17 protein-coding genes are annotated in these 16,419 nt (G+C 41.7%); 3 read left to right on the top strand and 14 right to left on the bottom strand.

The features are described from left to right. Nucleotides 1-401: 401 nt before the first annotated feature. The 6 genes from AC50Y3_RS29910 to AC50Y3_RS29885 form a co-directional block, all read right to left on the bottom strand. Nucleotides 402-980, bottom strand: coding sequence for a hypothetical protein (locus AC50Y3_RS29910; protein WP_494822303.1), 579 nt, complete (start codon nt 978-980; stop codon nt 402-404). Nucleotides 981-996: 16 nt separating this feature from the next. After that, a complete protein-coding gene (locus AC50Y3_RS29905; RefSeq protein WP_494822302.1) occupies nt 997-1,476 on the bottom strand; it encodes a hypothetical protein in 480 nt (159 codons plus the stop codon). A 349-nt stretch (nt 1,477-1,825) separates the two neighbouring features. Continuing rightward, nucleotides 1,826-2,002 (bottom strand): 2Fe-2S iron-sulfur cluster-binding protein, encoded by a 177-nt coding sequence (locus AC50Y3_RS29900; protein WP_494822301.1) that lies wholly within the window; start codon nt 2,000-2,002, stop codon nt 1,826-1,828. A gap of 78 nt (nt 2,003-2,080) precedes the next feature. Then, on the bottom strand, nt 2,081-2,698 hold the full coding sequence (gene wrbA, locus AC50Y3_RS29895) for an NAD(P)H:quinone oxidoreductase (RefSeq protein ID WP_494822300.1): 618 nt from the start codon (nt 2,696-2,698) through the stop codon (nt 2,081-2,083). Between the two features lie 1,208 nt (nt 2,699-3,906). Next, complete coding sequence (locus AC50Y3_RS29890) at nt 3,907-4,293, bottom strand: VOC family protein (RefSeq protein ID WP_494822299.1); 387 nt, start codon at nt 4,291-4,293, stop codon at nt 3,907-3,909. A gap of 119 nt (nt 4,294-4,412) precedes the next feature. Continuing rightward, entirely contained in the window at nt 4,413-5,165 is a 753-nt protein-coding gene (locus AC50Y3_RS29885; RefSeq protein ID WP_494822298.1) for an SDR family NAD(P)-dependent oxidoreductase, read from the bottom strand. Nucleotides 5,166-5,352: 187 nt separating this feature from the next. Between AC50Y3_RS29885 and AC50Y3_RS29880 the strand changes: the two genes are divergently transcribed. Continuing rightward, nucleotides 5,353-5,931, top strand: a complete 579-nt coding sequence (locus AC50Y3_RS29880; RefSeq protein ID WP_494822297.1) for a TetR/AcrR family transcriptional regulator — start codon at nt 5,353-5,355, stop codon at nt 5,929-5,931. Nucleotides 5,932-6,764: 833 nt separating this feature from the next. Here the strand turns inward: AC50Y3_RS29880 and AC50Y3_RS29875 are convergent. From AC50Y3_RS29875 to AC50Y3_RS29850, 6 genes are all read right to left on the bottom strand, one after another. Beyond that, on the bottom strand, nt 6,765-7,487 hold the full coding sequence (locus AC50Y3_RS29875) for a hypothetical protein (RefSeq protein WP_494822296.1): 723 nt from the start codon (nt 7,485-7,487) through the stop codon (nt 6,765-6,767). Between the two features lie 376 nt (nt 7,488-7,863). Then, nucleotides 7,864-8,472 carry a TetR/AcrR family transcriptional regulator gene (locus tag AC50Y3_RS29870; RefSeq protein WP_494822295.1) on the bottom strand — a complete coding sequence of 203 codons (609 nt, stop codon included), beginning with the start codon at nt 8,470-8,472 and terminating at the stop codon, nt 7,864-7,866. A gap of 799 nt (nt 8,473-9,271) precedes the next feature. Then, nucleotides 9,272-9,751: a DinB family protein gene (locus tag AC50Y3_RS29865; RefSeq protein WP_494822294.1), complete on the bottom strand. Its 480-nt coding sequence runs from the start codon at nt 9,749-9,751 to the stop codon at nt 9,272-9,274. Nucleotides 9,752-9,848: 97 nt separating this feature from the next. Then, nucleotides 9,849-10,217, bottom strand: a complete 369-nt coding sequence (locus AC50Y3_RS29860; RefSeq protein WP_494822293.1) for a DoxX family protein — start codon at nt 10,215-10,217, stop codon at nt 9,849-9,851. A gap of 80 nt (nt 10,218-10,297) precedes the next feature. Then, complete coding sequence (locus AC50Y3_RS29855) at nt 10,298-10,738, bottom strand: MarR family winged helix-turn-helix transcriptional regulator (protein ID WP_494822292.1); 441 nt, start codon at nt 10,736-10,738, stop codon at nt 10,298-10,300. Between the two features lie 802 nt (nt 10,739-11,540). Beyond that, nucleotides 11,541-11,963: a polymorphic toxin-type HINT domain-containing protein gene (locus AC50Y3_RS29850; RefSeq protein WP_494822291.1), complete on the bottom strand. Its 423-nt coding sequence runs from the start codon at nt 11,961-11,963 to the stop codon at nt 11,541-11,543. A gap of 410 nt (nt 11,964-12,373) precedes the next feature. On the opposite strand from AC50Y3_RS29850, the gene AC50Y3_RS29845 reads away from it, so the two are divergent. Together AC50Y3_RS29845 and AC50Y3_RS29840 are read left to right on the top strand one after the other, a co-directional pair. Continuing rightward, the gene (locus tag AC50Y3_RS29845) at nt 12,374-12,754 is read left to right on the top strand and encodes a hypothetical protein (RefSeq protein WP_494822290.1); all 381 of its coding nucleotides are present in this window, start codon (nt 12,374-12,376) and stop codon (nt 12,752-12,754) included. Between the two features lie 100 nt (nt 12,755-12,854). Next, nucleotides 12,855-13,526, top strand: a complete 672-nt coding sequence (locus tag AC50Y3_RS29840; RefSeq protein ID WP_494822289.1) for a hypothetical protein — start codon at nt 12,855-12,857, stop codon at nt 13,524-13,526. Between the two features lie 310 nt (nt 13,527-13,836). On the opposite strand, the gene AC50Y3_RS29835 is transcribed toward AC50Y3_RS29840, so the two are convergent. Next, nucleotides 13,837-14,631, bottom strand: coding sequence for a class I SAM-dependent DNA methyltransferase (locus AC50Y3_RS29835; RefSeq protein ID WP_494822288.1), 795 nt, complete (start codon nt 14,629-14,631; stop codon nt 13,837-13,839). A gap of 573 nt (nt 14,632-15,204) precedes the next feature. After that, nucleotides 15,205-16,194: a tRNA dihydrouridine synthase gene (locus AC50Y3_RS29830; protein ID WP_494822305.1), complete on the bottom strand. Its 990-nt coding sequence runs from the start codon at nt 16,192-16,194 to the stop codon at nt 15,205-15,207. Nucleotides 16,195-16,419: the final 225 nt, after the last annotated feature.

Genomic DNA, 16,419 nt, shown 5'->3' with positions numbered 1-16,419 from the left:
GTAATGGGATCAAGTTCTTGTCATTTGGTTTTGACAAGAACTTGATCCCATAAATAAAAAAGCCGCGATTTTCGCGGCCTTTAATGAGATAATGTTCTTGTCACCCGACATTTTTTATTTTATATAGTGTCATACACAGCCGACTTCCATTAAGATGGCGATCCCAAGATTGTCATAGCTACCTTATTCGTAGTCATTCAACACCTCCTAATATGTCGAATTTTGGATGTTAACTCTTTGTGATCTTATCTTAGAAATTCTAAAATATAAATCATTTTGTATAGTATACTACGTGGACCTCATGAAACAAGCTGACTCCAATTGAGATAGAAGTTGAAGAATAAAAAGCCACATGGAGTTGTTACACTCGCATGTGGCAGAATTAGTTCCAGACCAACTTGTCAAATAAACTTTCTCCAAACTTCAAACAGTGAAGTCAAATCTTTATCTTGTTTTCCCTTCACATATGAACGACATAAATTAACAACAACGGTTGGAGGATGTAATGCCCCACCTTTAAATCCAATAACTACAGGCTTGTTCACATCAACATCCGATTTAGGTTTGCTTTTCAAGCCCCATTTGAGTTGCGGATATTGCCTGAGAAAAACTTCAGCAAAATAAACCGATACATCAACTGCCAAGATTAAGGTACCCGTATCCAACTCCCAATCACTTACATCTTCAAGTATCCAACTGGGTAACGTGTTTCTCAGTTCGTTCATCTTTTCCTGAGATTTAGGTACGGAGTTTATTCGTTCCTTCAACCATGCCCAAAGCAGGTTCAGCGATTCTGGCGTCAGATCGAATTGTTCCATGTTTTGAACGCCAGACGCTTCAATCGCTCCCATTAATATATTGATTCTTGCAGGGATTTCTTGCACATACCAATTGAAGTGTTCTTGAGCTTGCTTTTTGGTCATTTCCGAATAGGGGACAACTCCCATTGGGGGATCCATCATCGGATAGTGGTAACCCATTTGTAACAACCTCCTGCTATTTGTGGATGATGTATTTTATTCCATTCTGAGTTAACAAATCAAGAAGTCGTTGATCTGCCCCAGCCCCAGTATAACCACTTTCAAAAAAGTGCCAAACAGCTTCATCAATCCGTCCTTTAGATATTAACTCAGCATCTTTTTGAATTTGCTTTACAGCAGCTTGTGAATATTTTAAGTATCCAACTTTAGATTCATATGCAACTCCATCTACAAGAACGTCTACTACCCGTCTTCCCATACTTGTAGAGAAGCCTTGCTGCAATTGATTCTTTGCAGTAGCTCCGACTAAATTAGCTAAATATGCTTCTCCAGCTTTGCCACCGTAAAAAATCATCCCTTTCGCAGCACTGGTTGCTGCCTCTTCTGCAACAGTCCTTCCAAATAGTTTTGTTATGGTTTTAGACACTGCCGCCTTACCGAGTCCTAAGCCACCTGTAACAACAGTATCAAATACAATACCCGTCCAGCTATCCACTGGATTTTTGCCATCTTGACTACTAAAGTAGCTTTCCGTTTAGAGTAAGTAGCATCACATAGAAATATATGGAAGACCTTTCCGTGCCATAGGGGACGGTTCTTTGCCATGCACTTTTTTAAGTATACTACTTCATAAACCTATTATTAATATTTAAATATTGACAAGCTATTAGCTGGAATAGCTCAACAGATTACAGGTCAGCCGGCTGCTTGTTGGGAATCGGACAATGTTCTTGTCATCAATCGGGAATCGGATTAAGTTCTTGTCATCGCAAAATGACAAGAACTTGATCCGATAACTAAAAAAGCCCGCGTTTTATGCGGACTTCATTCGGACAATGTTCTTGTCAACCGACACTTATCGGTTCCAAGTTTCCGTCTATCACTTCGATTCTGCATGTTCCACACTGGGCATTGCCACCACACATATGTAAAATATCAACACCATGATCTTCAAGAGCTAATACCAGTTTTATACCTTTTTCTGCATCAATGATTTTATCCGAAACAAAAATTTTAGGCATTTTTAATCAAATCATTCCCCTTAAATAATTATAGAAAATCCCCGCCACTAAAGAAGCGAGGATTTTCTATATCGATATTTATCCTTGATTACCGTTTTTGACCCACTGTGCTACGGTTACCGTACGCTTTGCTTGATGCAGAATAGCTCCGCGAACATCTTCTTTGATTTTTCCATCTTGATCAACCGATACGCTAGTTCCGTACGGATTGCCACCCGCAGCGAAAATCGAACTGTCCGTATAGCCCGGTGCTGCAACGATTGCCCCCCAATGGTACATCATCGTATAGAGGGATAAAATTGTAGCTTCTTGTCCACCATGAGCGTTCTGAGCCGAAGTCATCGCGCTTACGACTTTATTGACAGTTTGTCCTTTAAACCAAATCCCGCCAGTCGTGTCCAGAAACTGCTTCATTTGAGCCGCCATATTGCCAAATCGAGTCGGTGTGCTGAATATAAGTGCATCTGCCCAGACAATGTCATCCAGCGTAACTTCAGAAACGTTTTTGGTTTCTTCGAAATGAGCATTCCAAACGGGATTTCCGGCAATAACAGATTGTGGTGCAAGTTCAGGAACCTTTAATAATTTAACCTCAGCTCCCGCTTCACTCCCGCCTTCTGCTGCCCACTGAGCTAATTGATAATTGGTTCCTGTGGAACTGTAATAAACCACAGCAAGATTCACATTATTAGTCATTCTGTAACCTCCAGCTTCTAAGTTTTTACTCGTTTAATTATTACCTATAGTTAGGAGGAAATACCTTTCAAAAAAATTTGATGAGTTAAGGAAAATTTGAAGCTTCCGGCACAGATTGAATCAACCGAACTGAGCTTGAGAAGCTGTTGCCGCGAATTCAAGTTCGTGAACTGGCAGAAGTGTAATTCATGAAGCATATTTTTCAAAAAGGTACTGATCCAATAGCACCTACACTTGTTTTATTCCATGGCTCTGGAGGTACCAATCTACTTGACGGGGTGCTGTTCACATACCGGCAGCCTGGACTTGGTTGTTTATTCAGCTATTTCCCCGTTTGTTTAACACTAAACATAGATTAAATCATTATTCGGATCGAAATTGTTAGTTTCGATTCGATTAATAATATCCTCAAGCTCTTCTATTTTACCCTGATTTTGATGACGAATAGGCGCAAATAAAAAAATGAGTTTTTTCTTTTTCAGAAATGATAATCGGTTTCGTAAATAAGTTAACAGTTCATTCTTGTCCAATACCGAACTACCACCTCCATTATAGCGACTCATTTAGAGGTTATTCGTTAGCTTATGGAATTATCCTGCCCGTTACTTTAATGACAAACGGCAGCCGATTATTTTTTTCATGTCAGCATCTGAGACTATTCGGTTTATTTCCTTACGCACTTCAAAAGTCCATCTCTTTGACAATTGTTTTTAACCGTGGGTAACAATGCATGTTCTTGTCCTAAGTCGGGTAACGATATATGTTCTTGTCACTGGCTTTTGACAAGAACATATATCGTTAAAATGAAAAAAGCCGCAGTTAGCGGCTTCTTAAGCATATAAGTTCTTGTCACCCGACAATTGGCATCGTGTCTAACGAACAGAAATGTGCAGACATAAATGACATAAATATCGGGACATTGTTCCATGATGTATAACATTCTTGATGCTGATTACCATAAACCAAAACATAAGATTGTTTTCCTATCGCCTCTCCGATCATTATTGTTGGATGACACTTATGATGTTGATCACCGTGATAAATATGCCAATAGGAACAAAAAAGGGCTTGCCCATCAACTGGACAAAACCCTATCACCAATGACTTCAGGATCTTCAAAATCGTAAAAACCTTCCCAATCCGGATTTGTTTTATAGTTAATTCCATAATCTGCTGCTAGTGCCTTCGCTTTATGTGCGCTGCTAGACCTAGCCTTTGTTAACCAGCTCGAGGGTGTGCCCATCGGGGTCAAGCACGTTCGCAGCGTAGTATTTATCGTAGAAGTAGTGGCGGATTGCAGGGCCACCGACATTGGTTGCCCCGCAGTCGATCGCGATGGCGTAGGCCGAGTCCACATCAGCCCGGCTAGGAGCTGAGATACCGACATAGAACTTCTGGTTTACACTCTCAATTACCTGCAGCCAGATGCTGGAACCGTTCGGGCCCCTGAATCCAAACAGGTCGGGAACGCCTTCAGGCGCTAGCGTCGAGTCATAGACGCCTATGACTCGCCAGCCGAGGTCGCCCAAGGTACGAGTATAGAACTCCTTAGACCGCGCAAGGTCGGTCACAGGTAGGTAAATATGGTCAAGCATGTGGACACACTCCTTTTCATCTGCATTCTTGGTCGAGGCTTAATTATTGATTCAGGCCACACCATCTTCAACAACAATTTGCTCATGTTACTGAACGGAACTATCGAGCATCGTTCTCTCTAAAAACTTAAATAAGGGAAGATGGGGTCTCTCAGTTCAAACTGATACGTGTACCCGTCGACCATTCCTACTACCTTGTCGCCATCATATAGTTTCAAGAGCAGCTCGGCCACCTGTGCAGCGGTATGAAACTTCGGAAAAACACCCGAGTACTCGAATTGTTCAAGGTCGTAAAAACGCTTCGCAAATTCTGTCTCGGTTGTGGCCGGGGCGAGAACTTTTACCTTCATTTGCGCGTCCTTTCCCCTAAGTTCTTGTGCCAACCCCTCGGTAAATGCACTGACATAAAATTTGCTTGCGCAGTATGTGACTGCATCGCCAATGATTAAATACCCGCCAGACGAGGAAATATTGATCAGTTGCGCTCCTTCCACATTGGCATAGTCACGGACATATAGGGAGCTTAGAATCGTGAGGGCTTCGATGTTTAGATGCAGCATTTTCTGGATTTTGTCCAAATTTTGGTCTCCGACGGAAGAACCATTTCCTAACCCCGCATTATTGATCCACGTTTCAATTTCATATGATTTCAAACTTTCGTATAGTGAGAAGGCATTTGCGGCTATCGAGATGTCTGTGGCATGAATGACGACGTCAACGTCGGCATGTAATTGCTGAATGCGAGAGCGAAGCTCATCCAAATTCTCTTTCCTGCGAGCAGTAAGGATCAAGTTCTTGCCACGCGCAGCGAAGGCGAGCGCGGTTTCATATCCAATGCCGGAACTGGCTCCAGTAATTACGGTGTATTTCATGAGTTCTCCTCCTTTTGGTTACAACGCTTTAAACATTTTATTATCCAACAGATGTTGATTAATTTACTGTTGTTGATTATTATTATAGAGGTTTTCGATATCGGCTCAATCGTTAATCGTCGACGGTTTGTTTCATAAACGACGATCGACCGTAAAGTGTTCATTATCCGAAGGAGGCTTCCCCAAGATGGGAAACGAAACGAAAACGGACAGGCGCGTGTTGAAAACGAAAGAAGCGATCAACACGGCGTTTCTCGAGCTCTTCTCAGCGAAACCGTTCGAACAAATCACGATCAACGAAATCGCCGACCGGGCAAACGTGAATCGGGGAACGATTTATCTGCATTATTTGGACAAATACGATCTGTTGGATAAGAGCATCGAGGGTCATTTGGCCGACATGTTTACGAACTGCAAACGCGACCGCTCGGACGGCGAACCGATCGATCTTATCGGCTCCTTGCTTCCGATCTTCTTCTATCTCGAGGAGAACTTCCTGTTCTTCTCTTCCATGATGGCCAACAACCGAGCTACTCTTTTTCGCGAACGGATGCTGCGGATCATGGAAGTCAATCTAAGGGGAAAGCTGAAAGGTCGTTCCTCCGTCCGGGATATCGATATGGAATTAACCGTTCAATTCATATCTTCCGCTTTCTACGGCATGGTTGAATGGTGGATCGTGAATCGGATGCCGCATCCCCCTAGCTATATGGCTGAGCAAGTATGGAAATTGTTCGAAAAGTACGACGTTTATCTCATCAGTTAAACGAGATGCGCTACTCTATTCCCCGACATGCTTCCATCGTTTCCTCGGTTATACCATTACACAATGTTATGTCTCCATATGCCCTTGGACATCCCTGCACAGTCGGGAATGAGAAAATGTTCTTGACTCAAACCGGAAATGGGATCAAGTTCTTGACACCAGCCAATGACAAGAACTTGATCCCATAAATGAAAAAACCGCGGTTTACGCGACTTTTAATGGGACAATGTTTTTGACTTCCGACATCTAATATTTAAGGGCCTCTCTTCGTTATCTCGGTCTGTCCTTCTCTACCTTTGTAAGATCAATTCTTATTGCTACCACATACTAAACTCCCGTTAACGTAGTAAACCCGCCAATCGTGCTGGGATCTTCATCAGGTTTGGTCCCGTTAGTTGAACAAAAGTGATGCCCATCAGTTCTGGTTCTTCCGTAACGGCGTTGATGAGTTACTTCAGTATAGAAGCTCTTGCCCAGGGGTTTACTCCAATCCATTTAGGGCTCAATAGATTAAATTATTACGGTATTACTAGTGTCGGAAGTCAATAACTTGATCCAATAAATGACAAGATTATTATCCCATTCCCGATCTCGATTAATTCTCAATAAATTAAGGTGTTCGCGCTGCTAACGGTAAGTACTTATATGCAGATTCGTCTGAACATGAGAAAAGTTTGTCCAGAGAGCACTTCAAAAACACGCCCCAATACCGACTTCGGTACTGGGGCGTGTATATTATGGAAACTGTATTCGTTTTGCAGAGCTTTCCGAGAACAGGCGTTTTTCAAAATGTCTTTCTTTTGAAGTGTCTGATCCTTTAATCCTTTCTTTAATTAAGCAATCGAAATTTCGCTCATGTCGATGCTTACGAGTAGAGGCTCCGGAACTTTTTGCCCATCTTCTTGTACAGGGTATACCCGACGTTTGGTCGGCACGATGATGCCGTTCACTTCCTGGTAATCAAATGCGTAATTTGCGGCAGGTGCCCCCCCTAAAACATCGGTGTTGTAGTCATGGCGACGTAGCAAACCGTCTTCACCGAAAAAAGAAATTTGTTCTCGGCTATGACTCGCGATTGTGTCAGGGAATATGACTTTGAGTCGGCGCCATGTCTCGCCGTTTTCCTTCCATGGGGAAATTTCCTCAGTTACAAAGCCGGGATACGTATACAAAAAGGGCTGAGTCAGATATAGCCACATCGCGTAGCTAGCGAAATACGCCACATGAAGATCATCCCACGGCGTTTCCAGCACATGACCGGCAAATGCCGCTCTCGGGTTGTCGCGGGACAGCAGTGCTTCGCCGCTGGCTATGCTCTCGACGACGACTCGATCCGGGGTAAATATGCTGCGCTTATCCACTGTGGAGAAACGATCGAATATTACATGTTGCTCGCGCGTGTTAATTTCTAATTTATAATCATCTAAAAGACCAGGGTTGCCTTTGAGGTGCCAGAGAGCGCCACCGCCAGCCACACGGGCGTTGACTTTTGTGAATTTATTCCATCGTTCCAGACCGCCATGTGCTTTCAATGCCAATTCTAACAAATCGTTCATATTTTAACCAATCTCCTCTTCTATTTTTTGAATCTATCAAAAAAAACCGACCGTTCATTTTTATTATACTTTTAATTATTCATTTGTCAACAGCGAACGTTGAGACATGATTCATAAGAAAACCTACTTTTTATTGTTAACCGTCGATTTGATCTTTATGCGAATGAAATGGGTGTCATGTACCGCAACACGTTGGGCTATACAGACCTGCTTCAAATGGCTGAAGCAACACATCGAATACTTCTCAAGCTCGGAAGAATATAAAAAAATGGTACCGAATTGGGTACCGTTTTTTGGAAATTTGACTCTATTCTATTTTCATTGAATCCATACAAAGGGGATCCTTTACACTGAAACGGATGGAGTTCAAGTCCATTTATAAACAAATCTTATTATTCACGTAATCAAACAAATGAATTTTAACAGTTGTAATATAAGACCGATCTATAAACAACTTATTTAATAAAATACCACCTTCAACAGTAGCCATAATAATCGTAGCCGTTTTTTGTGGGTCTATCTCGGAATGAATTTCATTGTTAATTATTCCGTTAGTAATTACGTCAATTAGAAAATCAATTAATTTTTGCATAGCCATTTGAGCCTTTTCCTGCAGTTTTACAGATTCCCCATCGGATTCAACAGTCGCATTCATAATCGGACACCCGCCTGGAATCTTTGGGTTATCACCGAAAGTAAAATAAGCTTCAATAAAGCCAAGTATTCGGTCTTTCGCTGATGTCTTCAACTTAATTGTATCCTCAATATATTGTTCCATGAGATTACAGCATTGATCAAATGCGTGTAATGCCAGTTCTTCCTTATCTTTAAAGTGGTTATATAGACCACCCTTCTGCATTCCGGTTGCTTCCACGATATCAGAAAGCGAAGTAGACAGGAATCCATGTTGATTCATCACTATAGCGGATTGTTCAATGATATGTTTTTTTGTTATTTCACCTTTTCTAATCGAAACCACCCCCACTTTATGATCGACCGTTCATTTTATCTTATGCTTTCCTAAATTAACTTGTCAATATCAGCTAGGTGCCACACAAAAATGGCCACTCCGCATATTGAGCACGTTGAGAAAATGGACAGCGAGCAGCAGACCGATTTCCCGTTATCCCCCTCCTAGCCACAAGCCTGCTCTAAGCAAGTACTCCCGAATATCCAATGGGTGAAAAGATTGGCGAAGCATTGGATTATGTTTTGGTATTAGCCCAAAATGAGGGAGATCATCTTTCCTTTTTTCCACTTTTGCTAGCCAATTGATTTCCATTACATCCTCAACTCCCTTCTCAATTATCATATTGTACGAATGAAATTCATTAATTAAAGCCTTCTAGCCAATCTTCTGAATAATCAAGTTAGATCTTCAGAAAAATACCGTTACCTAACAGTTCTATTACTTTAAGTTTGGAATAAGTTTCTTCCCATCGAAACTAATCATCGGGAATCAACAACAAAGCCGGGCAGCCGCGGATAATCTATCTTTTACAAAGACAAAGACAATCGGTTAAAAAATTAGAAGCTTTATGTTACACCGTATCCCTATAAAATTAAAAAGGAACTGCCACATTGCCAGCTCCTCAACTATCGTACCAGTAACTTTATGCCGTCATCCAAACCAATTCCATAGTTTATATCCGAATTTATTGTAAATTCCACTTTCCTCATGAACGTAATTCAGCATTGATAAAAGACACAAGTAGGGCCATCCTTTGTTGGATGGCCCTTTCTATTAAAAGTGAACCTTACAATAGTAAATCATCGAGTTACATTTATGCATGTTTTATTGAACTTGTAGTACGACATTTTATATGCCCAAGATGGAGCCCTTCATGATAAAGGCAAAAATTCAGTAACTCTGCGATAGATTCCATTTCATTGCCGTAAATGCTCAATGGCTTGTTTGCTTTTTCTTCAAGATTACGGGTTCCGAGTTGCGATTTAATATGCTCCATTTGCCCTTTTAGCAAGGATGCCAACTGCTCCAAACTAGGAGGTTGCGCTTGCCAATCAGAAGGTTTTGACCCGGATTTGAACATGGCTAAATGCTCTTCAGACAAATAAAGGGACAAACCCACAAAATTATTCAAGAAAAGATCGGTAAAAGCAGCAATATGTCCGAGATGCCAAAGGATGGTGTTTTTATACCCTGTCGGCATTTCATCCGCCATCTCATCGGTAATGTTATCAATGGATTTAATCGTTATTGTTCGAATCACTTCAAGCTGTTTTAATAATTTTTGGCCATTCATAGTAATTCTCCCTTGTTTACTGATTTTTATTAAAAGCGAATATTCTACACTCTGTAGTTTTCGCCTTTCCAATCTTCAATAGTTTTATTAATAGCAGTTAATTAACTGATTTGATAGTCAATCTACTTCTAATCAAGACAAATAAGCTTAAAAGTAGAAGAATACTTGCTGCTGCTGCATCTGACATACCTTGACCTGCATTTAGATGGGAAAACACGGCGCCTGCCATCATTAACACGAGCCCTAACGATGCAAGAAAAGTGAATTTAGGCTGTTTAAACCCCACTGCTAATCCGAGTGCACCCAATACCTCACAGGCTCCAACAAAATACATAAAACCTTTCGCATAGCCAAATACTTCCGTAAACAGTTCAACTTGTTGTGCATTTCCTGATATTTTCATAATGCCAAACATCATAAAACCGACAACCAACAATCCCTGAATAATTCGTCCAATCCATTTCATTTTTACATAACTCCTTGTATGTGTCTTTTAAGATGGCAGACAGCAACATTACGATAGCTATCCCGATAGCTGCGATTGCCTTATAAATTTTTTGCACCTAATCCGATTTTTTTTAGCAATGCAGTGAGCAGCTCTTTTTCTTCATCGTTTATAAATGACAAATTTTGAGAGATAATTGCAATATGTCTTGGAAATATATCATTAAATAAAGACGTTCCCTCTTCGGTCAAAAGGACATTTAATCCCCTTCGATCTGTAGCACTTGCTTGCCTCTCCACGAGTCCTTTTTTCTCTAATTTATCGACTACATACGTTATGCTTCCGCTAGGAATGGACAACGTATCGCTAATTTTTTGAACGGGATGCGGACCTTTGCTATAAAGCAATTCCAAAATCATGAAGTTTTCCGGTGTGATGTTATAACCTTCAATATCCTTGCGGACGTTCTCGAAAACGGACTTTGAAGCTTTTGCCCATGTCCGAAATAATTTTAAATCAAGTTCATTTCTTTGTTGATTCATTTAAATCACCTCGTCTTATATTCTAATATAAAACTCCCCCTTAATGGACATCATTATTATTTCATCCTAAATCAATAAATCCTAGTGATAGGATTTATTTATCCTATCACTAGGATAGTTTACTGTCAACAGGTTGCTCTTAATATTTCATTCAGTTAAAAGGATTAACGTGGATAAATGCGTGTAGTTCCACGACCGCGAATAGAGGAATCTCATCCCAATTGTAAAATTTGTTGAAATCTTCCCGTTACTTCAATAAATCAATACTTGTCTGGAAGAACGAACATTCCAGTCTGTGGAACTTTGATTCTGAGCAATTCGGATCATATCCCTTACGCACTTCAAAATTCATCTTATTGAGAAGTATTTTCAACTACGGGTATCATTGCAAGTTCTTGTCCTAAATCGGCTAACGATATATGTTCTTGTCACTGGCTTTTGACAAGAACATATATCGTAAAAATGAAAAAAGCCGCAGTTAGCGGCTTCTTAAACATATATATTCTTGTCACCCTACACCAGCCGATTGTTTATGGTCGAATTTCGAATGGTTATCCGTTTCATTATAAATATGTAAGGAAATCCGAATTTTGGGACATAACGATGTATAGTATTGTTAAAATGACCCTAAATCTATATAGTTTAGCAACTACGGAGAAGGTATCTTCATTGTGTCCTTTATTGGGAAACAATACAACTTCTTGTCTTTTGGAAAGGACAAGAAATTGCATCCATAAAATAAAAAAACCGCGTAAAACGCGGATTCTAATGCATATATGTTCTTGTCCTCTTACACCAGCCCTTACCATCTACCTGTCCAGCCCTTACCATCTACCCAGAACGGATGATTAAAAGTAGACTCAATAGTCTGGTCTCCTACTTTTATCATATAGATTTCATCGGTCTCATGGTTAAATGTGGCTGTAACCTCTTTATACGCTACCTCGCCGGTCTTTTCATCCTTAGAAAGAACCTTATCTCCGACTTTAATGTCCTCGATCTTCTTTTCTCCACTAGCTGTCTTGACTTTTGTTCCTGCTACAAAACAATTACAGGCGATTATACCGGCAGGAGTCAACGCATATTCTTTTGTAACATCACCATTCGATTGCCTAATTATTGGATAGTCACCTTTTGACACAAAAACTGCGGTACCTTCGCTACAATCTAAATAGCTACATGCATTGTCTCTCCATGCTTGATTTTCGTTATGAAGGGTATCCATGTACACTTGAAACTTAGCACGACAAGTATCCGTATTACAATGACCATAGGTGACTTTGGCAGGGCTTTCAGGGAAGATTGCCGGTATTCCAGCAGTCTGTTGTGTTCTGTCGGTAATGAGATAGTGTTCTTGTCAATTTCGGGCCAACTTACTATGTTATCCCTTTCGTTAATATGGTAGGCAATGTAGAGTTTGGGCGAAACAGGCTGCCATTCAATTGGCAGCCCTTTTTTACAATTGAGCATCGCACCGTTAGTTGAATGAGCACTTGCCAAAATTCAGGATCTCAAAATCCCAAATACTGTAACAAACAAAACTTGTTCTCATAACATATATCATGTCTAATGAAAAAATGGGAGAGAAGCATACTACGTACGTCTTCATAGATGAAAATGATAGGAGTGTTAAGAATGCCATTTACTACAGGATGGGTCACAAACACAAGCGAATTCGGCGCGGCTGCTTCATTCATCGTGGTGAATCTCTTAAACAATAATCCAACTCTTTCAACGACATTCATCATAAAAGTTTACGCTTCGGTTAATTTATCTAGTTTTAATCATATTTACTCTCACTCTGTTAATCTTGGACCAAAATCTACTCAAGTCCTGCATTATTTCATCGGTGGTAATACCGCATATGAACTCCAATACGAAGAAGTGATACCTTCTCAAATCGGCGATACCGTAGTAACGGTATACGGGATAGATGAGTCTGTAAATCTCGTTACAAACCAGCGGTTTACTCCCCCTGAATTTACGTTCATTAATGAATTTACTTCACAAGGTTAAGTAATCTTGTTCCTTTTGTTATTCCTGATGGATTTTAAATACTTCACCTTAATCATTCTGAAAAGTTGCGTAGAGTAGAAGTCCGAATGGAGGAATGAGCGTGAATTTGCCGCGCACTATAGACCATGCACGAATATGGAGCAGCGTGAATGCTGAAGCACAAAGACAGGGATACGTAGGAGGCTTTCCTACGTATCACATCGGTATCCCAACAAATGCGACATACGATGTATTAGCGGTATTTTTAAAAGATTTACGCAAGTTAGAGTGGAGCCAAGTAAAAGTTTTCGGAAAAGACACGAAACTCAGACTTCCTTCTTTCAATGTCATTTCTCAGGTTGTTCATGAACGAGTCTACTTAAACGTAGCTGACCCCAACGATTTTTGGCAGTTACTTCGAACTGTTCAAGACTATGCGGCATCTCATAACTACGCGGGAGGATTTCCTACCCTTTTAGGTTCGGAAAGTCCTGATAATAAAGGTAGATGGGGTGTTGTTTTAGTAAGAAATTCGTTTGCATATGTAGACTATATAGATCCAGCAGATGTTGAAAATCCGCCATTCGAGGATTTGCATGCTCGTTTCAGATGGGCACATACGTTAGCAAACCAATCCTACCAGACAAAGAGCATAAGTTCGTTCCCCAACGGATATGATGGCTATTATCATTATGATAAGTATCCCTACTATGGGCATGTGTTTCAAACGTTGAGTATTGATAAAAACATCGGGAAACTGGAACGTGTTGTATTTCAATTACCGCCACCATGAAGTGAAAATAATATCAGAGAAAGGGGGCGACTTAAGGTCGGTCCTTTTTCTGTTCTATGTAGATACATCTCTTTGAAATCCTCTAAGGCAATTAGGTTCAAAAAAGCTACACCACTAATCTTCCCTTTAGCTTAATGAAACAAGGAGCAGCTACCGAGACAGCAAACTGCTCCTTGTTTCGTTCAACTAACATGCCCGATAGTTCAAGAGTACTACATTTGTATTGCATTAATCGGTTGCCGTCAGGGTCTTCTATAATGAAGATATTGTTTTCTAATATCTCGTTATGAATCACAATTGGGACGCGATTTTACTTTCGGCAGATAAAGACCAGATCATGGTGGTCTGCGGTAGCTGGTTCATCTCTAAAGTCTCCAAAGATCTGGATGTCGCTGAAGCCCGCGCGCTCAAGCATCAACACCAACTCGTTCTTCGTAAAGTCTTCCACCATTTGCGTGTGAACTTCTTCCTTGATGAGGTTCTCTTCGTGCCACAGCCGAACTCGCATCTGACGGGTGGCGACGTTCTCCAAGGGATCTGTCTTAAGTGTCCGGGCAGCCATTTCCAGCTCCATGCCGTCGGCCAGGCGCTGGCGCTCGCTTGATGCTGGCCATTCCTGGGGTTCAGCCCGCCTGTACTCAGGCAACCTCGCCAGCCAAGCGGGCGGATCGTTCCATCGCACCGCATAGTTGAATGCGAACGTGCCGCCTGAACGTAGATGCTCATGGCAGCGCTCCATGGCCTGCATAGTCAGACGATGGTCTCCGCCGAGACCAATCACTCCACAGGCAATTATCGTCCTATAGCGCTGTGGCAGATCCAACTCATGCATGGCCTGCGCATAGAGCCGGGGTGAAAGGCCTTGCTTTGCTGCTCGCTCCTGGCAGACTGCAAGCATATCCTCGGAGTAGTCGCAGCCATCCACATCCAGACCAGCCTGCAAAAAGTTGAGCAATAAGCGTCCACTACCGCAACCCAGATCAAGCGCCGGTTGTCCGGACGTCTCGATCAGCTTCTTGTAGTACGCCCCTTCCGGAACAGCTTCCGTAGCATTCGCCCACGATTGCGCGACAAGGCCATAGTGCCATATTTGGGGTCGTTGCATACTTTGTTGACCTCCTTCTATTCCTCTTTGGGAAGTTGCTCTCGTGAGTCGCACCTTATTATCTCGCTGAGTAAAACAGGGAAAATTATACATACCTCAGTTTACTAAACAAATCACATTTGTTGCGGGTAAAAATCACTATAAATTGAATTATCCGTGTTGTTAAGCTATAGTTTCCCGTATATGTCTGTCGTAGAATTAATCCCCAAAATTCTATAGCTTTGACTCCAGCTATTTAAGCATTACACTAAACTGCCCTTTCGTATTATGAGGTCAGCCAGTTTTTACTGGTTGACCTCTTTTCTCTTTAAGAGGTTTAGTACGGGTAGCCGGGGTAGAACGTCACTGCCCGTGGGGCTAGACCCCGTGCGCTAAACTGTTCACCCCCTACTTGTAGAAACATGTTTGAGGCTGGTTGGGACATCGATCCCGAATAACAAGCGCTTTGTATAGAAGTTCTTGTCTTGAGCTCACGACAAGAACTTCTATACAAAAAATAAAAAGCCGCAATGGAAGCCGTGCTCCAATGAAATCTTTTGAAACCAGACGGCCAGCGTCGGAGAGTGGCTCCATCTAATCCCCATGTTCCTCAGCCCCATCAAGCTCCTTGCTTCCAAATTTATTCAGCAATGCCTGCACTTCACTTTTTGATTTGGCGTTCATCAAGCTGGTTCTGAGTTCACTTGCCCCTCGAAATCCACGGACATAGATTTTGAAGAAACGGGTAAGCGCACTAAACGAACTTGGTTCCTCTGCAGAGTATTGATCATGCAGATCCAGATGGAGCCGCAGCAGATCAAGCAATTCTTCACTGCTGTGCTCCTTCGGCTCTTTCTCAAATGCATATGGATTTTGAAAAATACCGCGACCAATCATAATACCGTCGACACCATATTGCTCTGCAAGCTGCTGGCCGGTCTGACGGTCAGGGATATCCCCATTAATGGTCAGAAGTGTATCTGGCGCCACCTCATCACGAAGCTTCTTAATCTCCGGAATCAGTTCCCAATGAGCTTGTACTTTGCTCATTTCCTCTCTTGTCCGAAGATGAATGGACAGATTAACAATGTCTTGTTTCAAAATATGGGTTAACCAGTCACGCCATTCGTCTAGGTCACTAAAACCGAGCCTTGTTTTTACACTGACAGGCAGTCCCCCGGCTTTGGCGGCTTGGATGATATCCGCTGCGATTTCAGGACGGCAGATCAGACCGCTGCCCTTCCCATTCTCTGCTACATTGGCCACTGGACAACCCATATTAATATCGATGCCTTTGAAGCCTTCTTTCGCCATGCCGATGCTCATTTCACGGAAAAATTCCGGTTTATCTCCCCAGATATGTGCTACTATGGGCTGTTCATCTGGGGTAAATGTCAAGCGCCCACGTACACTTTTGTTCCCCTCTGGGTGACAATAACTCTCCGTATTCGCAAACTCCGTAAAATACACATCCGGTCTGCCTGCCTCACTTACCACATGGCGAAACACAACATCTGTCACATCTTCCATGGGTGCTAGTACAAAAAAAGGTCGTGGTAAATCGCGCCAAAAGTTTTCTTTCATCATTAAAAACCCCTCTATACCTACCAGAACAATCGTTGTCCTTAGAATAGTAAAATATTAGCTGTCAGTGGAACATTGTTCAAACACCATCACAGGTTAACAACAGACATTCCATAAAGTACACGACTTTATTATAAACTGAATAACGTCATGATGGGTATGTCCCCTTCGTACCGTCAACAATGTTTCATAATTACACCATGTTTTTTTGCAATTGGGAATGTC

It is taken from the genome of Paenibacillus sp. J22R98, assembly GCF_059383835.1.
Note: the sequence above shows the minus strand (reverse complement) of the source record. Positions and strands in the feature narration are given on the sequence as shown.